The organism is Candidatus Paceibacterota bacterium (genome assembly GCA_041661265.1).
Taxonomy (GTDB): domain Bacteria; phylum Patescibacteriota; class Minisyncoccia; order JAHIHE01; family JAGLIN01; genus JBAZUT01.
Genome location: JBAZUT010000003.1, coordinates 182,180 through 208,385 on the forward strand (window position 1 = coordinate 182,180; position 26,206 = coordinate 208,385).

General features: G+C 41.8%; 29 protein-coding genes and 1 tRNA gene. 15 read left to right on the forward strand and 15 right to left on the reverse strand.

Annotated features, from left to right (window positions below; genetic code table 11):
• The first annotated feature begins 8 nt into the window (after window positions 1-8).
• From WC788_03645 to WC788_03690, 10 genes are all read left to right on the forward strand, one after another.
• Complete coding sequence (locus WC788_03645; protein ID MFA6096692.1) at window positions 9-440, forward strand: hypothetical protein; 432 nt, start codon at window positions 9-11, stop codon at window positions 438-440.
• Window positions 441-473: 33 nt separating this feature from the next.
• Window positions 474-2,939: a DUF87 domain-containing protein gene (locus WC788_03650; GenBank protein ID MFA6096693.1), complete on the forward strand. Its 2,466-nt coding sequence runs from the start codon at window positions 474-476 to the stop codon at window positions 2,937-2,939.
• Between the two features lie 252 nt (window positions 2,940-3,191).
• Window positions 3,192-3,264 (forward strand) — tRNA-Gly (locus tag WC788_03655).
• A gap of 35 nt (window positions 3,265-3,299) precedes the next feature.
• Entirely contained in the window at window positions 3,300-5,279 is a 1,980-nt protein-coding gene (locus WC788_03660; protein MFA6096694.1) for a hypothetical protein, read from the forward strand.
• Window positions 5,280-5,437: 158 nt separating this feature from the next.
• Complete coding sequence (locus WC788_03665) at window positions 5,438-8,521, forward strand: N-acetylmuramoyl-L-alanine amidase (protein ID MFA6096695.1); 3,084 nt, start codon at window positions 5,438-5,440, stop codon at window positions 8,519-8,521.
• A gap of 7 nt (window positions 8,522-8,528) precedes the next feature.
• Window positions 8,529-8,870 (forward strand): hypothetical protein, encoded by a 342-nt coding sequence (locus tag WC788_03670; protein MFA6096696.1) that lies wholly within the window; start codon window positions 8,529-8,531, stop codon window positions 8,868-8,870.
• Between the two features lie 18 nt (window positions 8,871-8,888).
• Entirely contained in the window at window positions 8,889-9,227 is a 339-nt protein-coding gene (locus WC788_03675; protein MFA6096697.1) for a hypothetical protein, read from the forward strand.
• Between the two features lie 8 nt (window positions 9,228-9,235).
• Entirely contained in the window at window positions 9,236-9,595 is a 360-nt protein-coding gene (locus WC788_03680) for a hypothetical protein (GenBank protein MFA6096698.1), read from the forward strand.
• Window positions 9,596-9,598: 3 nt separating this feature from the next.
• The gene (locus WC788_03685; protein MFA6096699.1) at window positions 9,599-9,964 is read left to right on the forward strand and encodes a hypothetical protein; all 366 of its coding nucleotides are present in this window, start codon (window positions 9,599-9,601) and stop codon (window positions 9,962-9,964) included.
• A gap of 20 nt (window positions 9,965-9,984) precedes the next feature.
• Window positions 9,985-10,887 carry a glycosyltransferase family 2 protein gene (locus WC788_03690; protein ID MFA6096700.1) on the forward strand — a complete coding sequence of 301 codons (903 nt, stop codon included), beginning with the start codon at window positions 9,985-9,987 and terminating at the stop codon, window positions 10,885-10,887.
• A 59-nt stretch (window positions 10,888-10,946) separates the two neighbouring features.
• On the opposite strand, the gene amrB is transcribed toward WC788_03690, so the two are convergent.
• The 3 genes from amrB to WC788_03705 all read right to left on the reverse strand — a co-directional run bounded on the left by amrB (window position 10,947) and on the right by WC788_03705 (window position 13,165).
• Window positions 10,947-11,741: an AmmeMemoRadiSam system protein B gene (gene amrB, locus WC788_03695; protein ID MFA6096701.1), complete on the reverse strand. Its 795-nt coding sequence runs from the start codon at window positions 11,739-11,741 to the stop codon at window positions 10,947-10,949.
• A gap of 21 nt (window positions 11,742-11,762) precedes the next feature.
• Entirely contained in the window at window positions 11,763-12,782 is a 1,020-nt protein-coding gene (gene amrS, locus WC788_03700; protein MFA6096702.1) for an AmmeMemoRadiSam system radical SAM enzyme, read from the reverse strand.
• A 134-nt stretch (window positions 12,783-12,916) separates the two neighbouring features.
• Window positions 12,917-13,165 (reverse strand): hypothetical protein, encoded by a 249-nt coding sequence (locus tag WC788_03705; GenBank protein ID MFA6096703.1) that lies wholly within the window; start codon window positions 13,163-13,165, stop codon window positions 12,917-12,919.
• 80 nt (window positions 13,166-13,245) lie between these two features.
• On the opposite strand from WC788_03705, the gene thpR reads away from it, so the two are divergent.
• Complete coding sequence (thpR, locus tag WC788_03710; protein ID MFA6096704.1) at window positions 13,246-13,794, forward strand: RNA 2',3'-cyclic phosphodiesterase; 549 nt, start codon at window positions 13,246-13,248, stop codon at window positions 13,792-13,794.
• Between the two features lie 2 nt (window positions 13,795-13,796).
• The gene (locus tag WC788_03715) at window positions 13,797-14,585 is read left to right on the forward strand and encodes a WecB/TagA/CpsF family glycosyltransferase (protein ID MFA6096705.1); all 789 of its coding nucleotides are present in this window, start codon (window positions 13,797-13,799) and stop codon (window positions 14,583-14,585) included.
• Between the two features lie 35 nt (window positions 14,586-14,620).
• Here the strand turns inward: WC788_03715 and WC788_03720 are convergent, their stop codons facing one another.
• The 4 genes from WC788_03720 to WC788_03735 form a co-directional block, all read right to left on the reverse strand.
• Complete coding sequence (locus WC788_03720; protein ID MFA6096706.1) at window positions 14,621-15,433, reverse strand: ion transporter; 813 nt, start codon at window positions 15,431-15,433, stop codon at window positions 14,621-14,623.
• Between the two features lie 89 nt (window positions 15,434-15,522).
• Window positions 15,523-15,855, reverse strand: coding sequence for a hypothetical protein (locus WC788_03725; protein ID MFA6096707.1), 333 nt, complete (start codon window positions 15,853-15,855; stop codon window positions 15,523-15,525).
• Window positions 15,856-15,901: 46 nt separating this feature from the next.
• Entirely contained in the window at window positions 15,902-16,480 is a 579-nt protein-coding gene (locus WC788_03730) for an MBL fold metallo-hydrolase (GenBank protein ID MFA6096708.1), read from the reverse strand.
• A gap of 42 nt (window positions 16,481-16,522) precedes the next feature.
• Entirely contained in the window at window positions 16,523-17,416 is an 894-nt protein-coding gene (locus WC788_03735; protein MFA6096709.1) for a radical SAM protein, read from the reverse strand.
• A gap of 278 nt (window positions 17,417-17,694) precedes the next feature.
• Between WC788_03735 and gltX the strand changes: the two genes are divergently transcribed.
• Window positions 17,695-19,248 carry a glutamate--tRNA ligase gene (gene gltX / locus WC788_03740; protein ID MFA6096710.1) on the forward strand — a complete coding sequence of 518 codons (1,554 nt, stop codon included), beginning with the start codon at window positions 17,695-17,697 and terminating at the stop codon, window positions 19,246-19,248.
• Between the two features lie 94 nt (window positions 19,249-19,342).
• On the opposite strand, the gene WC788_03745 is transcribed toward gltX, so the two are convergent.
• Window positions 19,343-19,825: a hypothetical protein gene (locus tag WC788_03745; protein ID MFA6096711.1), complete on the reverse strand. Its 483-nt coding sequence runs from the start codon at window positions 19,823-19,825 to the stop codon at window positions 19,343-19,345.
• A 291-nt stretch (window positions 19,826-20,116) separates the two neighbouring features.
• On the opposite strand from WC788_03745, the gene WC788_03750 reads away from it, so the two are divergent.
• Entirely contained in the window at window positions 20,117-21,442 is a 1,326-nt protein-coding gene (locus WC788_03750) for a C39 family peptidase (protein MFA6096712.1), read from the forward strand.
• A gap of 9 nt (window positions 21,443-21,451) precedes the next feature.
• Window positions 21,452-21,970: an NUDIX domain-containing protein gene (locus WC788_03755; GenBank protein ID MFA6096713.1), complete on the forward strand. Its 519-nt coding sequence runs from the start codon at window positions 21,452-21,454 to the stop codon at window positions 21,968-21,970.
• A gap of 522 nt (window positions 21,971-22,492) precedes the next feature.
• Here WC788_03755 and WC788_03760 read toward each other — a convergent pair.
• From WC788_03760 to WC788_03790, 7 genes are all read right to left on the reverse strand, one after another.
• Window positions 22,493-22,678 (reverse strand): hypothetical protein, encoded by a 186-nt coding sequence (locus tag WC788_03760; GenBank protein ID MFA6096714.1) that lies wholly within the window; start codon window positions 22,676-22,678, stop codon window positions 22,493-22,495.
• 59 nt (window positions 22,679-22,737) lie between these two features.
• A complete protein-coding gene (locus WC788_03765; GenBank protein MFA6096715.1) occupies window positions 22,738-23,595 on the reverse strand; it encodes a tyrosine-type recombinase/integrase in 858 nt (285 codons plus the stop codon).
• A 282-nt stretch (window positions 23,596-23,877) separates the two neighbouring features.
• The gene (locus WC788_03770; protein MFA6096716.1) at window positions 23,878-24,072 is read right to left on the reverse strand and encodes a hypothetical protein; all 195 of its coding nucleotides are present in this window, start codon (window positions 24,070-24,072) and stop codon (window positions 23,878-23,880) included.
• 195 nt (window positions 24,073-24,267) lie between these two features.
• The gene (locus tag WC788_03775) at window positions 24,268-25,242 is read right to left on the reverse strand and encodes a C1 family peptidase (GenBank protein MFA6096717.1); all 975 of its coding nucleotides are present in this window, start codon (window positions 25,240-25,242) and stop codon (window positions 24,268-24,270) included.
• Between the two features lie 9 nt (window positions 25,243-25,251).
• Window positions 25,252-25,614, reverse strand: coding sequence for a hypothetical protein (locus WC788_03780; GenBank protein ID MFA6096718.1), 363 nt, complete (start codon window positions 25,612-25,614; stop codon window positions 25,252-25,254).
• 34 nt (window positions 25,615-25,648) lie between these two features.
• Entirely contained in the window at window positions 25,649-25,771 is a 123-nt protein-coding gene (locus WC788_03785) for a hypothetical protein (protein MFA6096719.1), read from the reverse strand.
• 108 nt (window positions 25,772-25,879) lie between these two features.
• Window positions 25,880-26,206: hypothetical protein (locus tag WC788_03790; GenBank protein MFA6096720.1), on the reverse strand; the 327-nt coding region annotated here is incomplete at its 5' end.

Consider the following 26,206-nt stretch of genomic DNA (forward strand, 5'->3'; position numbering starts at 1 on the left):
ATAATCCCATGACCGAAACAAATCACGAAATGAGCATCAAATCAGAGATCGAGCTTTTGGAAAAGCAATTGCAGGAAAAAAAACAGGCTCTTGAAAAAGGTCCTGCCGGAAAAAAGGAAGCTGAAATATCGAAAGAAAACGTGAACGAGGCTGAATTGTCAAACGTTCAGACCGCTACGCAAGCGCAGACAAAACCCGCGCTTACGAGCGACGAGGACAAAACTGCCGAGATCAGCACGGACATAAGCAAAATAAAGGACCTTGATGTTTCGCGTCAGGTCAAGATCCTAACGACGTTGGCTTTTGAAAAAGGGATCCAATATAGCATAAAAGTCGCGCGCGGACTGAACAGCCCGTATCTTCTTGATGAACTTCATGATAAACTGGTGGGAGAACTTCACGACGAACTCGTAAAAAAAGGAAAATTGAAAGAAATATGATCTTCGATTAACATCTTAGCCTAATCATAATCTATGGAAATCGATTTTATTGATCTGGTCATTACAGTCGGCATTTTTGATTTTGCCGTGTTGTTTTTTGTTTTTTTTATTTTTTGTTTTTTTGTCTACTTTATCTCAAACTTGAAAAGCTCGGGACAGCTTTCGCGCTCGCTGAATATGACCGTTCTCCGGATCGCTGTGCCGAAAAACAACCAAAAAGAACAGAAAGAAACAGGCGAAGCGGAAAAGGAAAGTATTTCCATAATGGAACATCTTTTCGCAAGCTTGAGCAATATCAGGGAAGAGTCTATGAAGAAGCTGATCTATGGCCCATTTTATCTTTCTTTCGAGATATCTACGCCGATAGACAGCAATGAAATTTTTTTCTATGTTTCATGCCCGAAAAAGTTCCAGTCGATAATCGAAAAACAGATACATAGCTTTTATTCAGACGCGGAGATCAAAAAGATCGACGACTACAATTCATTCGTTCCCAACGGAAAAAGCGCAGGATGCTATTTGAAACTCAAAAAAACCACCGCATTCCCTCTGAAAACATACAGAAGACTCGAAGCCGATCCGATCTCAAGCATAACCAATGCGCTCAGCAAGATCCCTGTCGGAAAAGGCGCAGCCATACAGATCATAATCAAACCGACAGATAATCTCTGGCACCAGGAAAGCACTGAGCTCATCAAAGAAATGCAAAAGGGCAGAGGATTCGGCGGAAAAAAACAATCTTCGACCGTAAAAGCGATCGGCGAATTTGCAAAGATCGCTGCCGGAACAGACTCAAAGAAGGATGAAAAGAAAAAGCAGGAAGAACTTCAGATAAAACTTACATCTTCTCAGGAAGAAACGATGAAAGCCGTTTCCGAGAAAGCGACTAAGGTCGGATTTATGACCAATATACGGATAGTCACATCAGCTCCTACGCTTGAAGAAGCAAAAATGACGCTGAACGAGATTGAGAATTCATTCACTCAATTCGGTTCACCGGACCTCAACTCATTCGAGATCAGCGAGCTTGTGGGGGGAAGTCTCAATCAGGCAATATATAATTTTATATTCAGAAATTTCGACAAGTCGCGGAAGATCATCCTCAACACGGAAGAGCTTGCCAGCATATATCATTTCCCGATCATGTCGACACAGACCCCTCAGGTCAATTGGCTGAAATCAAAACAGGCGCCGGCGCCGAACAATATCGTCGAAAAGGGATTGATATTGGGGCACAATACATACAGAGGGATCGACACGATCATAAAGATCGGACGCGAAGACAGAAGAAGGCACATGTACGTCATCGGACAGACCGGAACCGGAAAGTCGGCTTTCCTCGGCGAACTCATTAAGCAGGATATAAAAAATGGCGACGGCATATGTCTTATAGACCCGCATGGCGATCTTGTTGAAGAGGCACTGGGTTCGGTTCCAAAAGACAGAGCTGAGGACGTCGTGCTTTTCGATCCGTCAAACATGCAGAAGCCGATGGGGTTGAACCTTCTTGAATATGATCCGAATTATCCCGAGCAAAAGACGTTTGTCATCAATGAAATGATCAAGATCTTCGATAAATTATATGATCTGAAATCCACAGGCGGACCGATGTTCGAGCAATATATGAGAAATGCGATGCTTCTTATCATGGAAGATCCCGCCTCAGGATCCACGCTGATCGAAATCTCAAAAGTTCTTGCGGATGCGGAGTTCAGAAAATATAAATTATCGAAATGCAAGAATTATGTCGTCAAGAATTTCTGGCAAAAAGAAGCTGAAAAGGCCGGCGGGGAAGCGGCTCTTGCGAATATGGTACCCTACATCACAAGCAAGCTGACACAATTCATATCCAACGACACAATGCGACCGATCATCGGCCAGCAGAAAAGCTCCATAAATTTCAGAGAAATAATGGATAATCGCAAGATCCTTCTTGTGAACCTTTCAAAGGGAAGGATCGGAGAAATGAACGCATATCTTTTGGGACTTGTTATTGTCGGAAAAATACTGGTTTCATCGCTCAGCAGAACCGACATGCCGCAGGAAGAAAGAAAAGATTTCTATCTATATATCGACGAGTTCCAGAATTTCACAACCGACAGCATTTCAACCATACTTTCTGAAGCGAGAAAATATCGATTGTGCCTCAACATAGCGCATCAATTCCTCGGCCAGCTTCCCGAAGAGATCCAAAAGTCCGTATTCGGAAACGTCGGAAGCATAATCTCTTTCAGGATCGGCCCCGAGGACGCCGAATTTATGACAAAACAATTCATGCCCGTATTTGATGAACAGGACCTTATCAACATCGACAACTACAACGCCTACGTAAAACTTATGATATCGGGAACCATAAGCAGGGGATTTAATATGGCCACATTCCCGCCGCTCAAGACAAATCTCGAGATCGCAAGCGCAATTAAAGAGCTTTCTTCACTTAAATATGGCCGTGATAGAGAAGTTATCGAACGCGAGATAATACAAAGAACGCTGATCTAGACTAAGAGCCTGTCTGAAAAGTTCATATTTGGCCAAAAACTCATAATTTCGGCTGCAAATCATTCAAAACTCGTCAGCTTAACATCAGTTAAACCTCCTCATTTTTTATAATTTTCGCTCGAAATCCTGAGTTTTATTGCTCAAAAGAAACTTCTCAGACAGGCTCTAAGATTTCACTATCACACCCAATAAGCCGTTTTAAAGGCCGGGTATTGCCAATTTGGCTGGAATTGATATAATGTTCTAGTATCTGCGGGTGTCGTATAACGGCTTATTATGCTAGCCTTCCAAGCTGGAGACGTGGGTTCGACTCCCATCACCCGCTCATCGATAATGAAAAATGCAGCATAAAAAAACTTGATGATATTAAAACAAAATATTTACGCGGTCAAGAAAAAAACAAAACAACTAAAATCGTTTTATGCGTTTATGTTGTTTTTTTGTGCCTTTTTCATTTATTCACCTTTTATATTTTCCGGATACGCAAAAGCTGACACGCTTAATGACAAAGTTAATTTCCTCGTCGATTCTTCATATGACTCGAATAACCGGTCGAATATCGATACGACACTGAGAAAGATCAGCAATTACGCTTTTTTTTATGTCGAAAACGAATATTACGATTCCCTTGGATATGCCGAACAGGTTAAATTCGATTCCGACCTTGAAAATCTTGCTTCCAGTTTTGATAACACGATATATCCCAGAATGCGCAATATCTTCGGGGATGAATGGAGTCCCGGAATTGACAACATGGAACACATCACAATACTTTTCACAAAAACAAAAGAGAATGTCGGCGGTTATTTCAATCCCAACGACGAGTATCCGAAATCAAATGTCGTCGATGACAAAAGCAATGAGAGAGAAATGCTCTATCTGAACGCAATTTTTGCAGGCAATGACAGGATAGAAAGTTTTATAGCCCATGAATTTCAGCACATGATAACGTGGTATCATAAAACTAAACTTAGAAATATCAATGACGACATCTGGCTGAACGAATCCAGATCGGAATATGCATCGACCGCGATAGGATATGATGACGACTATCAGAAAAGCAATCTTCGCGCCAGAGTCGAGAATTTCATGCAAAATCAGACTGACTCGCTTACGGAATGGCAGAACAAGATCCAGGATTATTCTTCCGTAAATCTCTTTTCTCAATACCTCGCCGATCATTTCGGAGGCGACACCTTCAGGACTATGATAGGCAATGATACTGCCGGCATCGAAAGCATAAATAAGGCGCTCAGCGAAAATGGCTTCACGAGCAGTGTTTTTTCCGATATTTTTTCGAATTGGAGCGTGGCCAATTATCTGAACAACAGATATTATCTTGACGGAAAATATGGATACATTAATCCAAATCTTACATATGACAATTTCCATCTGGCACCGACAAAGACCTATTTTATCGGCAACGACGATATTCCCGTCAGCATATCAGCTTCCATTAAAGACTGGAGTTCGAGATATTTTGAAATAAAACCGGCCAATAACCTGACGGGCTTGAATATCGAGATAAGCTTTAACGGCGATAATTCGGGTAAATTTGCTGTTCCATATGCGCTCATGTCCGGAGATGCGGTTGTTTCCGTGAGTAAAGCTATTCTTGACAGGAATCAGGATAATAAAATACTGGTCAAAAACTTCGGAACAGATATCACTTCCGTCATATTGATGCCGAATAGCCAGAAAAAAACAGAGGGATTCGGGAGCGAGATAGAATCATATTCATTTTCCATTTCCGTTAAGACGATCATCGGAGAACTATACCCCGACGGCACAATTCTAAAATCATACAAAAATCCTGAAGTATATCTGATCGAGGACGGAAAGAAGAGGTGGATCACGAGCGCTGCGGCTTTTATTTCAAACGGATACAGCTGGAATAACATAACCTATATAAATTCTAACGAACTCGACTTTTTTGAAAGAGGAGAAAATATTTATGCAAAAGACCTGAAACCCGACGGCACTCTCATTAAGGGCAGCGGACCGGAGGTTTATATTGTTGAAAACGGAATGAAAAGATGGATAACGACAGCCGGAGTTTTCGTGTCGAGGGGCTATAAATGGGAAAACATCATAACTGTGTCGGAAAACGAACTCGGTTCATATACAGAAGGTCAGGATATATCTTTCCAGAATCTGAAACCCGACGGCACTCTCATTAAGGGCAGCGGACCGGAGGTTTATATTGTTGAAAACGGAATGAAAAGATGGATAACGACAGCCGGAGTTTTCGTGTCGAGGGGCTATAAATGGGAAGAGATCGTCGTGATCCCGGACATAGACTTGAACTCTTATGCGGACGGATTGGATATAGACAGATGATCACAAAAGCGGCTTGTTTCTGATGAGCTGTTTTTTTTATCGATAGCGCCAAACGGAACAATATGCTATAATGTGGTCATAGAAATATGATTATTACAAAATTAAATTCAAAGAAATTACCCTATTCTGCTATTTTATTCCTAGCAGTATTTTTTGCCTTGTTCGAAAACATCGCATATGCATCGAATTCTATCGCGCCTGAAATAATACCCCGATCCGTCTGGGGAGGAAGCAAAACGACCCCGGATTGGCCAGTTGAATACGGCAATGCGGAAAAATTCGTAATTCACCACACCGCCAGCTCCACTCTCACTCCCGATGCGGACGGAAGCGGTAAATACACCGACATGGTGGAAAGCATATTCGATTATCACAGCGAAAAAAAAACCTGGTATGACGATGATGGGGAGTATGTCGGATTCGGAGATATAGGATACAACTACATCATAGATCCGAATGGGAATATTTATGAAGGCCGAGCCGGCGGGAACGGGAGCACCGGCGGACACGTGAAAGGATTCAATGTCGGCAGCATCGGCATTTCCGTTCTCGGAAGGTATCAAGGATATCTCAATTCCAAGAACGAGAACGTACCATCCCACCCCGTCACGGATTCGATCCTGGATTCTCTGAAAAATCTGATCGGCTGGCTTGCTTCTGCGAATAACATAGACCTGAACGCTACGACGGAATTCCATGGAAAAAATATAGACGGGATCGTCGGACACAGGGACCTTTCGGCAACGATATGCCCGGGAAATGACCTTTATTCAAAACTCAGCGAGATACAGAATTCTGCCGTCATCAAAAAGACGGAATTCGACAAATACGCCTATCAGATTCCGGGCGACCGGTCGATATACGTCATCGACGAAGGCTATAAGCTGAAATTTAACTCGTTAGGGGAGCTTCCAAGCGGACACAGGAACAAAAATGTCATAGCCGCTTCCGAAGCTCAATTGGACCTTTTCAGATATAAGGATTCAACGATATATCCCGATGGATCGCTATTGCAGGAATTCGGTTCTAATGCGGTTTATTATATCGACAAACAGGAGAAAAGACATCTGAATATGAAAGGCGAAGAGTTTTCAAAAATGGGATTCGATAATTCCAAGATCATATACGTTTTTAAAAGCGATCTGAATATTTACAAAGAGGGGAAAAACATCAAATACGGACCGGACGGAAAATTGGTCAAAGACGCAAGTTCGAAAGTATACCTTATTCAGAGCGGAAAGAAAAGAGGATTCACCTCGGCAAAGCTTTTCGAGTTCCTCGGATATAGATGGAAGAATATCGAACTAGATGAAAACATCGGTCTTTATCTTGATGGAGGCGATATGCTGTATCCGGACAAATCCCTGGTCAAAACCGCCGCCAGTCCCAATGTCTATTTCATTGAAAATAAGCAGAAAAGAAAAATAACCTCGGATACCCTGTTCAATAAGCTGGGATACAAGACAAAAAATGTGATCACGATCGAAGATGTCGAACTCTCCCATTTTCCGAGCGCAAAAAATATGACATACCCCGACGGCACGCTCCTACAGCAAGAGAACAGGCCTTCGGTTTATCTCGTCGCAAATGGCAGTGTCAGGATATTTCCTTCAGCTGAATTATTCCTGAAACTCGGATATAAATGGAAGAACGTGACCGCGATCAAGGCAGATGAGTTCAAGAATTATTCCTATGCAGGAAGGGTCCTGCAACCAAATGGGACATTGATCAGACCATTGGACGGATCGGACATTTATCTTGTCGACAATGGCACAAAGAGAAAGATATCTTCGGCTTTAATGTTCGAAAAGCTCGGATACAAATGGAACAGCGTACTCCCGCTTCCACCGGACCAGATCAATGAATATCCTTCCGGAGAGAATTTAAAGTATCCGGATGGAACATTGATCAAAAAGGAAGGATCCGGGATCATTTACAGAATCGACGGCGGGAAGATCAGGGAATTCACATCCCAAACGCTTTTCGAAAAGACCGGAAGCAAGTGGACGGATGTCGTGACTCTTCCGGCCAATGAATTTGCAGCGTATGCATATGGCGGGATCGTAATGTATCCGAATAAGACTTTGCTCCGGGAAAAGGGAAAGGATGCCATCTATGTCATAAAAGATCAAAAAGCTTTGGGCATTAAAAGCCTGGCTGAATTCAATAAAGCCGGATATAAATGGAAGGATGTGATTGATCTGCCGAAAGAAGAAATAACCCTGATGATTGATCCGGGCAAGGCGTTCCAGAGGGATGCAACACCGCAATACATTCCGGCCAAATCTCCGGCTAAAAGCGCGGATGCATTGACCAGCCAGGAAAAAACCGAGCCTCCCGCGTCGAACACTTCCGCCAACAAACCGGTTAATCCCGACATAAAGATAGCAATATACTCGATCACGGAAGGAAGTGTAAGGATGACGGCCAACGGACCGTATAAAGTGGATCATATGAACGGAGACGGTACTATCCAGAAAACGGAAAAAAGATCCGCGAACGAGCAGACCGAAATAGCATATTTCAATTCCGCGTCCTATGTAAAATTCACCCCATCAAGCAAAGATACAGTGCTTGAGGTCGTGTCGTATAACGATCCATCCTGGAACAATGCCGTGAATGATAACAGATTCAGAGGTAATATTATAATCAAATACTCGGATATTTCCGATAAGCTATGGATCGTAAATGAGCTTCCTCTGGAAGATTACGTTAATGGAATAGCCGAAACTACGAGCGAAAGCCATAACGAATATCTCAAGGCGTTCAGTATAATTGCAAGAACTTATGCAATGTATTATATTGAAAGGGGAGGCAAGCACATCGGAGAACCTTTCCACCTGAAGAACAGCAGAAATGGAAATGGCAATGATCAGTCATATAAGGGATATAATTTCGAGATAAGAGCCGATAAGATAGTTTTGGCAAGCAGAGAAACTGCGGGAAAAATAATAACCTTTAACGGAAAACCGATTGTAGCGGCGTATTCATCGGATTCGGGCGGCGTTACAAAAAGCGCCTGTGATGTTCTGAGCAAAACTTATTGCAACAGCGACTTTTCCTATCTTTCCGGCGGCGCCAATGATCCAGATGGAACCGTTCACGACCGGAACAAGATGGCATCGAGTCATGGAGCCGGTATGAGTGCGGTGGGAGCCCTCAAGATGGCAGAAAACGGCACCTCCTTGCAGAACATGATCGCGCACTATTACCCTGGAGTTGAAATTATTAAATATTATTGATAGTTCAATGGAGCTGAACAAAAAAATATATTTTTCACTGATCGTATTTGCGATCAGTATTGCACAAGAGACCAATGCCACTCTGTCGACATTCGATTTTACTTCTCCAATTGAAAAAACTGACGTCAAAATCATATTGACTGACTTTCTTAAATGGCTGCTTACCGTGGTAGGATCATTCGCTTTTTTAGCGCTGATCATAGCAGGTATTTCATATATGACATCGATGGGCAATGTTGAAAAGGCTAAAAAGGCGAAAAAATCCGTGCTGTGGATAATCGGCGGACTAGTATTAATCCTGCTGTCATACTCCATTCTCGTAGTACTGGACAGTATTTTTACCGGTTAAAAGCAAAATAAATTTAATATGAGATCAATTACGCATAGGATCATATTCGTACTTTTGGTTTTTAGCATCATCGGCGCAGACAATGCACATTGCTTAACCACAACCTATAAACTTCCTCCGACAACATCAACAACGGATTTTCAGATGTTGCTGGTTAATTTATTACACTGGATGCTTTCCGTGATCGGTCCGATCGCATTGATAATGCTTATCATAGCAGGGATGATGCATATAACATCAGCAGGAGATCCTCAGAAGGCGGCTTCAGCAAAAAAAGTCTATATGGCCATGGCAGGCCTGATCATTGCGTTATTATCCTATTCAATGCTCGTATTATTAAATAATATGTTTACATAATATAAATTATGACAAAAACAAATAACATTATGATTTCTTTAATTTGTCGCATTCTTCCGACGCTTTCAATATTCGCGCTTGTAAATACCGCTAATGCAGCAACAACGACCTATAAAGTGACAAACCCGATAGCCACAAGCGATTTTGCAAAAATAGTGGCTAATTTTTTGAAATGGTTTCTTTCCGTAGCCGGAGCCATTGCGATGATAATGCTTATAGTAGCAGGCATCATGTATATGGGTTCAGCAGGAAATCCTCAGAAGGCGGCTTCAGCGAAAAAAATGGTGATGATAACACTAGGCGGACTGATATTATCGCTTTTATCATATTCGATCCTGGTAATACTTGATAATATTTTTACAAAATAACATATGACAACGATTGAAAGAAAGGGCGTAAAACTAATTTCCTTCTCCATATATTATTATGCATTTCTGATGGTCTTTCTCATTCAAAAGAAAGCTGAGGCTGCGTCGACGATCACGGCAGTCACAAGAAAAATAAAAGTCAGCGACTTTGTGCATCTTATTGAAAACGTTTTTAAGTGGTCGCTCTCCGTTGCGGGAGGAATAGCGCTCATCATGCTCATAATCGGAGGCATCACATACATGACATCAACCGGAAATGAGCAGAAAGCCATGCAGGCAAAGAAAACATTTTATTGGGCGCTGGGCGGACTCATGCTACTGATCCTTGCGTATGGAATAGGTTTCGTCATATACGGAATATTCTTTTAACGACCTAACGGCTTACTGAAATGCAAAAAAAAGTTTACATTGTTGTCTTGAACTGGAATGGCCTTAGCGATGCAAGAGAATGTATCTTATCCCTTCAAAAGAATAACTATGCAAATTACGAAATAGTCGTTGTTGATAATGGTTCGACTGATAATTCAGCGGCTATTTTAAAAAGGGCATTTCCATATATAACGATCATAGAGAATGGAATAAATTACGGTTTTGCGGGAGGAAACAATATAGGGATCGAATATTCGCTAAGACAGGGGGCTGACTATATCCTGCTTCTGAACAATGACACCGCGGTCGAAAGCGCTTTCTTGTCGAAATTAGTGGAAGCGGGGGATTCAGACGAAGCGATCGGCCTGGTGGAATCGAAGATATGCTATTACGACGAACCGAAAAAGATCTGGTTTGCCGGAGGAAAGATCGACTGGCTCAAAACAAAAGGGACTCATATGGGGATCAATGAATTGGACAACGGCCAATATGACAATATCCGCGAGGTTGATTATCTCACCGGGTGCTGTCTTCTCATAAAAAGATCCGTTTTTGAAAAGATCGGTAAACTCTCGGAAGACTATTTTTTATACTATGAGGACACGGATTTCTGCCTCCGGGCAAGGAACGCCGGATTCAAATGCATTTATGTTCCGAGTTCAAAGATCTACCATAAAGTTTCAAGATCGACCAAGCCCGGCTCGCCAAGCTATATCTATTACCACACCCGGAACGGATTATATCTTGCAAAAAAAAACGGCGGCACATTGAACAAGATATTATTGTATCCATTCTGCATATATCTTTTCGTAAAGCAAATATTAAAAATAGCCATTTTCCCCGCGAAAAGAAACTGGGCATTGGCGGTTCTGAGGGGCGAGAGAGATTTCCTTCTCGGAAAAACAGGTAAATCAGCTCTGTAGTCTGAATGCAAAAAAAGACGGCTAAGAGTCCGGCTTTTTTAATTCTGTCTTATTTCCCGCTAAGAGACCAGAAACCTTCCGACAAGATAACCGACGCCAAAAGGCCCTTCGTAACTCAGCTTTTGAAATTTACTTTCGGAATTGGCAAGCGCGCCCAGAGCTATGATGATCGATCTCAGTCCGCATTCTCCCGCCTCTTCGATCAGGTTCGAATCGATTCTCAAAATTTCATCCGCTTTGCCGGCTTCCAAAAGTTCAACGATAATGCTGTCGAATTTTTTCCCTGCCGGAGAATATCCCGCCGGCGCATCAGGCGTCAGGCGATGCGAAAGATCTCCGCTTGCAACCAAACCCACTTTGCGGTCCGTATTCTGAATAGCTTCATATATCGCTTTTCCGAATTCAAGATGCTTCCCGTAATCAAGCTCGGAAAATGCGACCGGAACGATCTTCATATCAGAAACATGCTTTGTGAGAAAATAAAGCGGGACCATGCTTCCATGGTCCAAGACGATCTCCCTTGCCAGTATCTCGGCCGGCACTCCTTTTGCATCAGATATATTTTTAATGCTCATAGCAAGATCGGTATCATTCGCAAATTTCATCGAAATATCATCTGCTCCAAAATCCAAAAAATCTCCTTCCAGTGTTTCTTGCCCGATTATCGTCATAAAATCCGTCTGATATGGGCCGTGCGGAGATATGACAACGATCGTTTCAAGCCCGAGATCGCGGACTTCTCTGGCCAGTGTTTTCATGGCCTGCACGGTGGCACTCACCAGCGAAAGATTCTCCCTTCCGATCGATGGGATGATGATGGGCGGATGGGGACATATTGCGGCAAATTTCAACATAAGCTTTTATTAATGATAAATCTACAGAATAAAGTTTAATTTTTCTTGGCAATTCGGGCACTTTCCGTCTTTATCGAATCTTTCGATATAATATCCCACCCTCTTGACGCAAAGTTCTGAACATTTGGGACAATAGGTGTTCTCGGTCGTGCCCCCGGGAACGTTTCCCAAATAGACATATTTCAAACCTGCGTCTTTTCCGATCTTGTATGCTTTTTGAACGGTCTTCAGCGGAGTGTCGGGAAGGTTCTGCAGTTTCCACGATATTTCCCCTGAGAACGCGCTTAGGTGCCATGGCGTATCGCTTCCAAGCTCATTGAAGATGAATTCGGCTATATTTCCAAGCATTGCACTGTCGTCGGACAGAGTGGGGATGACCAAAGTGGTGATCTCGACCCACACCCCGAGTTTCTTCATCTTCCTGCAATTATCAAGAATAGGACCAACGCCGGCTCCGCAGCTTTTCTTATAGAATTCATCATCGAATGATTTTATATCGACATTTGCGGCATCAAGAAATGGCACGATCAAGTTCAGGGTTTCATCGCTCATATATCCGTTCGTCACCCAAGTGTTCTTTATACCTTTCTTTTTCGCGATCTTCATCGTATCAAGCGCATATTCAAGAAAGATCGTCGGTTCCGTATATGTATAGGAAATGCTCGGGCATTTTGATTTGATCGCCTCCGCAACAATTTCCTCCGGAAGAATATCCTGTCCGACATCAAGCATGCTCTTGTCTTTTTTCACAAGCTGCGATATCTGCCAATTCTGGCAATTATCGCAGCGGAGATTGCAGCCAACCGTGGCGACTGACAGCGAGTGAGAACCTGAAAGAAAATGAAAATACGGTTTTTTCTCGATAGGATCAACGCTTAGCGAGATCACTTTTCCGTAATTAAGCGCAAAAAGCACGCCCTCGATATTCTTTCTCACTCCGCAGATCCCGAACGCGGCAGGCATGACGAGGCACCTATGCGCGCAGGTGTTGCATCGAACCTTTTTATTTTCAAGTTTTTCGTATAGATATGATTCTTTCATAAACACGGATATTTTATTCAACAAATACACACTCGATCAAGATCGTCCATATATTCACATATTAACACCTTTCTTTTTTTAATAGCAAATGATTAATGCACAAAAAAATAAGCCCTTTGAGCTTATAGTCAATGCTATTTATTTTTTAACCGTTCCTCCTTCTCCTGGAGCGCTTTTTCGACATCTTTAATCAGCTTTGTAAATTTTTCTTCTTTGGCGTTATTTTCGTTGATTATCGATATCACGAACCTTGCGATCGCATAATGATCCACCGTTATTCCTGTCTTTCTTGTAAGTTCCTTGTGCAAGATATCATCGATCTTGTCCGCGATCTCAAGCACATCGATCTCTACTTCATTTTCTCCTATCAGTGCTTTAAACATATTTCCTCCATACCTCGATTATATGTATTAATGGCAAAAAGTCAATTGTCATGATGCATTTTGTCTGATATAATACCAGCATGGAAAAAAGGATTTTTATCGCGATAAACCTGCCCGAAGAGATAATAAGCGGGCTAAAGGCCAATGAAAAACGTTGGAAAGGTTTGCATATCAAGTGGACAAACGCCGCAAATATGCACATCACCCTTCAATTCCTGGGAAATGTGAACCGCAAGGATTTTGATGCCATAATGCTTGCGGTGGGAAAAGCGGTTCCGCAGATAGGACAATTCCATATTACGCTTGACAGGATCGTTCTGGGTCCCAATTCCGGCGAACCAACCATGTTCTGGGCAACGCTTCTCATCGACAGCAATTTGCTGAAACTGAAAAGAACGCTGGACGAGAGCCTGAAATCCTACGGATATATGCCGGAAGATCGCAAATTCAAACCTCACATTACCCTTGCAAGAGCAAGAGGCAATCAGCTCAAAGGCAGGAAAACCAACATCCAACTGAAGGGAATGAGGTTCAAAGTTGAAAGCATTGAGATCATGCAAAGCCAGCTTCATCCGGGAGGTTCAAAATATAAGATCGCACGGAGCTTTAAGTTGGCGAATAATCCATAGATATGAACGCGCTATGCATGAGAAATATATTGGGCGTTAAAATAAGCAGCATTACTTCCAAAGAAGTTCTTGATGATATCAAGATTTTTTTATTATCCGAAAACCAGCACCATATCATCACTCTGAACCCGGAAATGATAGTGGAAGCGCAAAGCAATGACAGTTTCAAAAGTATTATCAATGAAGCAGACCTCTGTGTTGCAGATGGAACCGGCATTTTATTGGCAGACAGATTGCTTAACGGAACCACTCTGCCGGAAAGAATAAGAGGCGTGGATCTCATGCTGGCAATTTGCACGCCGGATGTCATCAACAATAAAAGAATATATCTTCTTGGAGCGGGGCAGGGGATAGCGAAAAGAACTGCGGAAGTTCTGAAAAAAAAATATCCGCATTTGAATATTGTCGGGGCGGAAGAAGGAATAGACATTAGAAGTCCAAAGTCCAAAGTCCAAAGTCCAAAAAAATACACGGAACAAAATGCAGAGCTGGTCGAACGGATCGTCAGAGCAAAGCCAGATATATTATTCGTCGCTTTCGGAGCTCCAAAACAGGAAATATGGATCCATGAGAACATAAAAAAGATCCCAAGCATCAGGCTTGCGATCGGCATCGGAGGTTCATTTGATTTCATTTCAGGAAGGATATATCGCGCTCCCCGCATTATGCAAAAATTAGGCATGGAATGGCTGTGGAGGCTGGTCCAAGAGCCGAAGAGATGCAAAAGGATCTATAACGCAACGATAAAATTCGGCTGGATGGTCCTGGAAAAAAAAATAAAAAGCACATAAGTCCGCATGCGCTATGTTTTCTTTCATGATACGATCTAGCGCAGCTTTTCATCGATATCTTTTCCGCAATGCGGGCAAATCTTATGCGTTTCGGAATTTTTTTGAACTTGTTCGATAAAACCGGACGCGAATATGCCCGCCGGCAACGCGAACATCCCTATCCCGAAAAGAGCCACTATGGCGCCGAAAAATTTGCCGAGCGGAGTAATGGGATAAACATCGCCATAACCTATTGTGGCAAGCGTGACGATGCCCCACCACATTGCAGCCGGAATACTTGAGAATTTTTCAGGTTGCGCCTCATGCTCTATGAAGTACATCAGGCTTGAAGAGATTACTAACGCTATAAAAATCAAAAAGGCCGAAAGAAACAATTCTTCCTTTTTTTCCCTGATTATTTCCTTAAACATTTTGAAAACGGCTGAATATCGGCCCAATTTGGCGATCCTGAAAAGTCTTAACAGGCGCAAAACTTTGATTGTTCGAAGGTCCAGAGTTAGAAAAATAGGCAGATAGAACGGCAATACCGACAAAAGGTCCGCGACGGCCATCGGCGTCATCGCATATCTCAGCCTGTTTTTAACGTGCTCATTGAAATCCGCTCTGAGATCGCATGTCCAAAGACGCAGAACATATTCCAGTGTGAAAATAATGATGGAGAATATTTCAAATATATTAAACAATTCCGCGTATTGAAAATGAAAAGGTTCCACCGTTTCAAGGGCTACTGCGATTATATTCAAAAAGATCAGCACGGTCATAAAAAATGTGACGGCGCGGCCGTTCGGTCCCGATGCTTCCGTTCCCTCCAATATTTCAAATATTATTTTCTGCGTTTCTTTATACATAGTTTTAATTAATTCTTTATATATAACAATAGTTTGGCCGCATGCCGATTTATTTTAAATGCCTGGACAGAACGATCATCACCGCCGCCTCATTTCTTCGCCTGGATAAACTCTATCGGGGCGCCGTCTTCTTCTATAAATGCGACGATGTTTCCCTCTGAGGGACTGTTCGGCTGAATGATCACTTTCTTTCCCTTGATCGCCTCATGGATATCATCAACTTCAAAGGCGATATGCGGAACCATCTTTACGATCTCGGGCAATGGACAGTCCTTTTCATATCTCATCCACTCGATCCCATATTCGCTTTTTTCAAAGCCGCAGTGATATAGCTTATAATCCTTCATGTAAACCTCGCCGCTTATCGGCTTATCCGTCGGTATACCGATGTGGTGATATTTAAGTTTTATTTTTTTGTTCATATCGTTTTTTTATTATATAAATACGGTCTCGCCCGATGCGCGGAAATTATTTTTCAACCCTGAACATTTTGCCATGTCCCGGAATTACATAGTCGGCCAGTTCCAGAATTTTCTTCCGGGAAACGACAAGTTTTTGGATATTCATGTGTTCCGGGTCGCTATCCGGCCTATTGATATCAATTTCCTGTTTTTCTCCATCCATCCACCAGAAGACATCTCCCGCAACGGCATAAACCCCTTTTTCCGTTCTTACGATCAGGGAACAATGCTCTTCCATATGGCCCGGCGTGCGGACCACCTCAAGATCGGTTCCCGGAACAATTCCATTGTGCTTTATGATCGCGTCCTTTTGATAAACATAAAGCTCATCGACGATCTTTGCCCCGGAAAATATCCCCGCAAGAAGCGAATGGTCGACGTGTCCATGGGTCAAAAACACAAAGTCTATGTCCGTAATTTCCAATTTCTCCCGCTTTAATGCGTTCAACAGTTTTTCCCTGTCAAAGCCGGGATCCGCGACGATGTTTTTTCCGTTTGATCTTATGAGAACGACCGAAGAATTCGCATTCCATCCGTCAGCCGTCTGTTTTGCATAACCTTCGATCAATATCTTTATTTCAGACATGGTATTGAATTATTGTGATATGTTGATTAAGCATTTTCCAACTTAAGTGAACAGTTTTTTTGTGACTATGAAAGAACCTATCTGTTTTTTGACGATCACCGATTCTATCTGAAAGGGGACGACGCAACCGCACCTCGCGCAGTCCGCTTTGCCGCCGATCACACAGGGAAGTTTTCTGTTTCCCATGGGATCCAGGCAAATGACCGCTTTCGGCAAAATGCAATTTGAGGTGATCCCTGTTGAATTCTTTGACTTCATAAGTTCGAGGATAGGCTTGCTGTTCAATATAAAATTTCCATATTTCTTTTTCAGAACCAGGAGCCTGCCGATGATCGCATCCCTCTCGCCCCAGTCCAGCCAAAGATCTTCTTCTATGCCCTTGATCGGCGTATAGAAATCGAAATTTATCCCCTGAATTTTCGCATGCTTCCATTCTTCCAGCAGCGACTCGATGCAATTTTGGTTTTTCTTATTCAATACGCATGCGATATTCACATGGATGTCATCCCGGTCTGCGTTCCGTTTGAGCTTGTCATACGTGTTAACGCCTCTGATCTGCTCATAATATTCTTTCGTGCCGTCAACGGATATATTGAATACGCAGTTATTCCATTTCGGGAGTTCGATCGAACCGTTCGTAACCACCATATTGAATGGAAATATTTTGATCCCTTGTTCGACGATCTCCTGCCTCAGCAGCGGTTCTCCGCCCACCCACGACGCATGAATGATCGACGGGTTTTTCTTTTTGACTTGCAGAACCCTGCCCAAAAGCTCTTCTCCGGCCAGTTCTTTATCATGGTCCTGCTGAAAAAAATAGCAATGCTTGCATCTCAAATTGCATTTATTGGTCACGTCGATCGATATCGCCACAGGAAATTGCGCGCCGGATATCACGTTCTTAATAAAATAGTATCCAAGTTTAGCGTAGCTCATAAATATTGTGCGGAGTAAAAAGACGGCATTATTTAAAACTTGTCTGATCTAATTTATATCATATCACGGATTTTCTTAAAATCGCAAATTATGCCGATATTTGATATGATATCGACATAAAGCGCTTTAATTTGGCAGGGAAGGGGAGTTGAGAATATCGCTATCGCCATAAGTTATAGAACACAACAAACACTTTGCTTCTTTTGCCATCCGGATGTTTTTTGACAAGCCTCGACCTCTTTCTGTATCATGTATATATTGCATTAATAATAAAAAATATGAATAAAAAAATAAGGACCAGATTCGCACCAAGCCCGACGGGATATCTGCATATCGGAAGCCTCAGAACCGCTTTTTATAACTATCTTTTCGCAAAACATAATGATGGAGTTTTTATCCTCCGGATCGAGGATACGGACAGATCCAGATATGTCGAAGGATCGATAGAAAATCTCATCAAAATACTCAATAATATGGGGCTGAGCTATGAAGAGGGGGTAACGCTGGACAAGGACGGAAAACTCGCTCATAAGGGCAATTTTGGACCGTATATGCAGTCCCAAAGGCTGGATATTTATAGAAAATACGTAGATGAACTGGTAAAAAATGACCACGCATATTATTGCTTCTGCAGTCAAGAGCGTCTCGAACAAATGAGAAAGGATCAGCAAGCAAATAAAATGGCTCCCATGTATGACGGGAAATGCAAAAAATTGAGCAAAGACGAGATCAATGCGCTCATCGCAAAAAAAACGCCATATGTCATAAGGATGAAAGTTCCAAGGGAAGGCGTTACCGAATTTGAGGATATTATATACGGAAAAATATCGGTTCAGAACAATACTATAGACGATCAGGTGCTCTTGAAATCGGACGGATTTCCGACTTACCACATGGCGAACATCGTTGATGATCATCTTATGGAAATCACGCATGTTTTGAGGGCTGAGGAATGGCTTCCGTCAACTCCTAAGCACATTCTGTTATATAAAGCTATGGGATGGACACCTCCGATTTTCATACACCTTCCGCTTCTGCTAAATCCAACTGGAGGCAAATTGAGCAAACGCCAGGGAGATGTCTCAGTTGAAAACTATCTTGAAAAAGGTTATCTCAAAGAGGCTCTTTTGAACTTCGTTCTTCTTCTGGGATGGAACCCGAAAACAGATGAGGAAGTTTTTTCTCCAGATGAGATCATAAAAAGATTCGACGTTTCCGGAATAAACCACACTGGAGCCGTTTTTGATGTGAAAAAACTGGATTGGCTGAATGGGGTCTATATACGCAAGACAGAGCTGGGTGAATTAACCAAGCTTTGCATTCCATATTTGGTCAAGGCGAATTACATCGACGAAATTAAAAATGAAAAGATAAAAGATCAAAATGATAATTCAAAATTCAAAATTATAGATACAAACGAGGTAATTGATCTTGATCATTTGAAAAAGATCGTTGCGCTTGAACAGGAAAGGATGAAAATGCTTTCCGAAATAGGGGAGCTTGTGAAATTTATGTTCCGGGACAAGCTTGAGTATGAAAAAGGACTTCTCGCATGGAAAAAAATGACTCTTGAAAATGCAAAAATCAATCTCGGGATCGCCCTTGAGGAATTGGCGAAACTGGACGAATCAGAATTCAGCAGGGAAAATATCGAAAAAAAACTGAGAAGCGCCATGGAAGAGAAAAATATCAAAGCAGGGGAGATCCTCTGGCCCCTTCGCGCCTCGCTTACGGGACTCCAGGCTTCCCCCGGTCCTTTTGAAGTTGCAGAGGCTCTTGGGAGGAGTAAAACACTGAAGAGAATAAGCGAAGCCATGGAGAAAATTGGCTAATCGATCTTCATAATCATTCCAGGGAGCGATCTTCGAATGAGCTGCAATATCAATAAAAAAACTTCAGAATTATTTCTGAAGCATGTAGCATTATTTAATCTCCCGTTTTTCTTTTGATCACATTTATGAGCGCCGGATATTTGCCTGTCGTTTCATTGACATATTTCTTAGCATCTCGGACGCTGCCAAATTCTTTTATTATAGCGCCTCCTTCGGGATGAAATCCCAGATAAACGATTACGAGATGCCGATATACCTCGTCTTCCTGGTCCAAGTTTGTGAAAGACAGGATATCTCCATATTGCATGACAACTTCATTATTAAGCTGAAGCTCGAATTGTACAGACAAATAAAATTCGACGTTAACGTTTATAGAATTATTTGCAGAATTGTTTATGCGGGAATAATATACGTGATATTCCCTGGCATCTGCCCTATAAAATTCTACTTTCTTTTTTTCAACTTGCTTCTGCGCGACATCTGCGCAAGATTGTTCGTTCTGAACTGCGGAAATCCCGATCAATACGCCAGCCGCGAGAGCCAGTACGATCAGCAATAACACAATTAGATTTCTCATAACCACATCTCCTCGCCGTCTTAATTTCATTTTGATGGCATCAAGAACGACAATATACTCTACCCTATATCTTTATTATGGTGCCAGAAAACCCCGTGGCTTTCCACGGGGATGAATGGCTTATGAAAGATAGTCTCGGCGGAGCCGAAACTGATCATAAAAAACCCACCCAGATACTCCGTTGCTTGCAGCGGAGTTGGGTTCATTTTTGTAAATATTCGAACGGGTCCATTAGATAGACATCGGGATATGTGTTATAATTAAAGCAATTCCATATATCATGAATTAAAAATGCTGAAAATAAACAAGAAGGTAACAATAGCCGTTTGTATGTTTTTAATAACGTCTTTTATTGTGACGCCTTTTTATGCCATAGAAGCGGATGTTGTCGATGAGATAGAAAGCCAGATCAAGGAAAAAAGCGATCAGATAAAAAACCTGGAAAATCAAGCTGCGGAATATAAGGATGTCATAAAAGACCTTCAAATGAAACAACAAAGCTTGGATAATGAGATCGAGCTTTTAGATGCGCAGATCGCACAGCTCAATATCGAGATCCAAACGACGCAATCTCAGATCGATCAGGCCAATCTTGAGATCAATAATCTGCTCATAAGGATCCAGATCAAAGAGGAGGAGATCGGAAAGGAAAAAGAGATACTGCGAAGCCTTCTTCGAAAAATAAACGAGTACGACGGAGAGTCTGCTTTCGAGATCCTTCTGAAAACCGAACAATTCTCTGATTTCATAAATCAATCTAATTACGTAGATAAGGTCGGGGAAAAGATAAAAAGCACGCTGGACTCGCTGAAACTGATCAAAGGAGAGCTCGAGCAGGAAAAAGCAAATCTGGAAAGCAAGAAAAAAACGCTTGAAGATCTTAATAAGAAATTAACCGGACAAAAAGATGCCGCCAATTTGCAAAAACAATCGAAAGAAGATCTGCTGACTGACACCAAGGGAAAAGAAAATAAGTATCAAGATCTCCTGTTCAATGTAAAAAATCAAAAAAATTCGATCTTGGGCGACATCAATAAGCTGAAACGGGAGATGGAGACCGAGATCGCAAGGATCGCAGCGCTTGCTGAAAGACCCTCGGAAAATCTTGCATCTACGAGCTGGTATTTCACTCAGAACAACCCGAATTGGAAAGACAATACGATAGGATTTTCGGATTCCACCATAGATGATTATGGGTGCGCTATTGCGGCAGTCGCGATGGTCTTCAAGTACTATGGCATTGACATAGATCCGGGAAGGCTCGCCAAACAGCCCATATTCTATTACGACCTCATCGTCTGGCCGAAGCAATGGAGATATCTGGATCTGGTGAAAAATTCGGGCCACAAATCGGGCGGCCTGAACGAGGATGACTGGAATGTGGTGGACCGGGAGATCGCAAGCGGCCATCCGGTGATCGTTTTCATCAAAGCGCGGGGAAATGCCGGACATTATGTCGTGATCCACAGTAAAGACAGCAAGGGTTATGTAGTACACGACCCCATGACCTGGAACAATCAATCCGGAGCGAATATCTATCTCTCAACCACAAGAAAATATCTGGAATCCATTTATAAGGGGAAAACCGTAATAGATCAATACATCATTTATCATTGATCTTAATCTATGGAACTCATACAAGAAATCTGCGATAAGGATATCGGGGAAAAGGGCAATGTGAATGATGTCCGCTACAAGATCCGCAGGGCTGTTAGAGCTGTCATATTCAACGATCGAAACGAGATCACGATTCTGAATGTCACAAAAAATAATTACCACAAACTTCCGGGCGGAGGCATTGAAAAAGATGAGACCGTATTGAATGCTCTCAATCGCGAAATACTTGAAGAGACGGGATGCGAAGCAAAAATAACAGGAGATGTCGGCGTCATTCTTGAATGCAGAAATAAATTCGAACTGATGCAAATTTCATATTGCTACGCGGCAAAACTTGTGAAAAAATTAAATGATCCGTCATTTACCGATAAAGAGGTGCACGAAGGATTCAAGCTGGAATGGATGAAGGTCGATGAGGCGCTGCGGACATTTAAAAGCGACAAACCGATGACATATGAAGGCAGATTTGTTCAGAAAAGAGATATTGCGTTATTGTCTTCAGTGAACAACGATCGGCCCGCCGCATAAAATAATATTTTTAAAAAAGAAAAGGGGACAGTTGTCCTTTTTTTAATACATATGTCGCACGCGATCTTCCGGCGCTGCATGTTTTTCCTTGTAAAAAATACGGCATAAATGGGGATGAACCGACTAAGTTTTAACGGCAATTACGATGATATCATAAACAATCGTTTCGCAAGCCATGAATTCTGCGTAATGAAAAAAACCAAAAATTAACGGCCGAAATATTTCTTAAATAAAATAATTATAAATTTTACATAGCAGACAATGGCTATATTATATATCAAAAAATATTATAACATTTGAACATCATGCATATATATAATATGGGTTATATCGATCTGAGCAAATCAATTAAAATCGCTTTGTTTATATACAAAGCAAAAAACACTCTTTCAACGTCGCAAAAGCTACCTTGTGCGACACTGCACAAATCATTTTTAAAAGCGCTTTCGCGCCTGAAACTTAGCCTTATTCTCGTATTCATCTTTCAATATTCATCTTGGTACTTTCATTATACTCCCTCTCCTAACACTTGTCAAGAGGGGCTGTGCATAACTGCTTACGGCAAGAATATTTTTCTTTGTCACGATTATAAATCTCGAAGACAGTCGGTCTTTTTATCCCGAATATCTTGGCCAGTTCACCATAAGAACATCCTTTGTTTCTCATTTCTACCAGCCTTTTGTTTCTTTTAGTTTGTGGTTTTGACATATTATTATTGTTAATGTTCTTATCTATATGTTAGGTGATATTTTCGCAATTGTCAACACCTACACATATTTGCGCGCCGTCTTTTCCATCTCTTTATCGTTAAACTGCAGATAATCGAGCGCGGCGCGCGGGTTATTCCTCGAATGTCCCAAGATTCTCATAATCTCTACTATGTTACCCCCTAAATCTAAAATGTGGTGAGCTTTTGAGTGCCTGAGGCTATGTGGGCTTACTTTCTTCTTTAAGTTTGCACTAGAGGCCATTTCTTTGATCCAGCGCTGAACGGATCGTGTGGTGAGCCTTATTCCCCGGCCTTTTATTCCGGCCATGAATAAATGTTCTCTTTGGTTCATGCATAGTCTGATTCCGAGATACTGCATTAAATGCCTATGCGTTTCAGGAGACCAGAATATCCACCTCATGCGATTGCCCTTTTTGGTTCTTATGAACGCCTTAGGTTCGTTCTCTATGTCGGCGATGTTAAGATCGCATAACTCTGAAACTCTGATCCCCGTTTCCCATAATAGCCTCAAGATGATCCGTTTTTCGAGTGTGAAAAATTCTGACCTCGTGACTGTGTTTTCCATTTTCTGGTATTCTTCAAAAGTGATGTGACAATGAGGCCGAGGCATAAACTTTGGCGCGCGGATAATGAACGGATCAATGCATTTTATCCCCTGTCTCCTGTAAAAATCAAAGAAGTTTTTAATTACTATGGTTGCATATGCGACGTTCGCAATGGCGTATTTGTTTTTCATCATCTGCTGAAATTTAATTATATCCGTTATGCCAATTTCAGATATTATCTTTTTCACAAGTCCATTAAATCTTTCCAAATGTACGCGATACGTTACTGAGGCTTTGGCTGTGTAAGACCCTTTCCATGACAGATAATCTTCAATTTCTTTCTGTATCATACAAAATGCCACCCCTTCTATGCCCGCCGTCAAGCGAGCATTTCCAGAGTGGCGATAAGATTATACCACGATTCACGTGTAGTTGGAAACGCCTATTTGACGGCAGTCCTTCCGGACCCGACCTTTCGGTCATAGGCTGTTAAATAATTAGTTGTGTGTTCTTAAAAATATTCTTAGAGATTATTTGTTACTTTGCACCGTATCAGATTTAAATATATCTGTCAACAGCAATGTCCACAGGCACGAAAAAACAGACGGGTGAAGTCTGTCTTTTCTGAGATATTATCTTCCTCCATTAATTACAGATCCTACGTCATAGCCGTATTTTTTAAGGATCTCAGTCCCAACATAAATTGCGCATCCGACAAGGATTGATGCTGCGCCTTTGATGAAGTCTGTCTGGATCATTCCGACTCCGACTGTGACAAAGACGGTCGCTGCGGTTGAAAGAATCCCACTTGCTGTTGTCTGTTCCATTTTTTTAAATTAAATGATTAATTGAATGATACTTATATCAGCTTTAATCTTTCCGTTGCTTATAGAGCCTCCTATTGCTTCATTTGTTGGCTTATTTAAGCCTTTTTATGATATTGCGCCTTATCCGTGAAATAATACTTTTGGGCACGATGATGTGTCTCATTTGTCTCAAAAGTTTTATTACTTCGTTTGCGGTCATAAATTCAGAAAGTTTTTCCATTGAAGCGCAGTTGCTCCTCTGATAATTAAGTAACCTGTCGGATCGCAAAGCACCGGATCACCGAACTTTTTATAGTGGCCGGTAATTTCGGCCAGCGCTTGCTCGTTCGCGATTGAGAACCCGATTCTCGTTTCTTCGTCTACAAGGTACTGATTTTTTTCTTTGTCGATTTTTAGTTTGAGCATGGTTTTATTGTTAGGATTAATTTGATCTATTAATGTCCAAAGCGAAAACATATTTGATAAATATTCTTCCCCGAAATATCCGAAGCCCTTTTCTCCCCAACCTGTACCCCACGAATTAATGAACTTTATATACTTCTTGCCGTTGATGAATTTAGCCCCTACAAGATACACCGCATGACCCCATTCGATATTTACTGGAGGCTTGACAAAGGCTGTTTGCCAGCCGGCGTTATCTCCGTTAAATCCGGAAACGCACCCGTTGTTGTCTCGAATGACTTGAGCGATAGAATCAATAGAAAAAGGTATGACTGAAGCGTAACTTTTGGCTTTATAGATCAAAGCCTCACTATCCCCTGCCATGAATTCTCTCATATACGCCTCTGTGGGGGGTTTTCCGTCCATATACGACGGTACATCAAGTTCGGTATTTACGCCCAGCGCGGTTAATAATTTGCCTCCTAGTCTTATTTCCGCCCCTCCATTCGGGCTGAATATTCTTTGATAAATATCTTTGGCGGATAGATCAGTGAAATTCTTGCTTTCCAGTATTTCCAAAACTTCAGCATATTTCGCCCATGATTGACCTACACACGAGAGAGATCCGTTTTGTGATTCGACTTTTAAAAACCAATCCATTTTACGCTCTATGTCAAAACCTTCTTGCCAGTCGAATGGAGCTGTGATCCCCGCTAACTCGGAATATTTATAATCTCTCTCGTCGGGAATATCCGGCAACGCACCTTTTCCGAAATTCTCTATGTCCATATTTTTATTTTAATGATTAATTTTGTAATTTATCTCTCTAGTCAAGTATTCTATCGCGTAAGCAAATGCTTCGTCGCTGTCGCTAGAAAATGTGATCCCTATTCTATCGAAAAGGAAACACACCGCATGGAATATTTCGTGTGCCAACACCGATTGGCTGTATGATTTTAGCCTAATGACTGTTTGTCCGTTTTCCAGCATTACGGTTCTTCCCCTTCCAGTCACTTCAAGCAGCTTCTTTTCGTTATCGCTCAATTCACATCCCAATTTAGTGATCGCTTTTATGACTTCTTCTGTGGTCGTTCCGATACTGATCATGACGTCAAACGGATAAATTCCCCATGATATTACAAAGTGTTGTTTCTTTTTCATTTGAAATAATTATCTTGTAAAAATTGAGGGCGGTTCATCGATAAAATATCCTGCCCCGCCCTATTTCCTCTAGTTCTTTTTTTAATTCAAATCTGTCTTTCTCTTGTCTTTCGGCTATTTCTTTTTGTTGTTGTTTATATTTTTGGTCTTGGTTCATATTTCCTCCTTGCAGGTTCGCCCGGGAAGCCGAGCGACTTAACCTCGGCTACTGTAAAAAATGGGTTGGGATTGATGCCTGAACAATCCCTGGCGAACCTGCAAGTGATCATCTTACTATTTTTTCCCAATTTGCGAGAAAAAATGCAACGACGAAACTTATTATCGCTATCATACCCAGAACGTAAGATCTCCATTTCGCTAGAGATGACACTTCTACATCTAATCCATCGAGCCTTTTCAATGTCGCGCCGTGCAGCATCTTTATTTCAGACTTATCGGCCTTGTCGCATTCCAGTTTGTCTATTTTTCCGATAATATTGTTGCTTAAGATTGCCACATCGTCGATCACTCTTTTGAGTTTTGTATTTATTACGATCAATAGATCGTGATCTGTTTTTATTTCTTCTTCTTCATTCACAATGCCTCCTGTGGG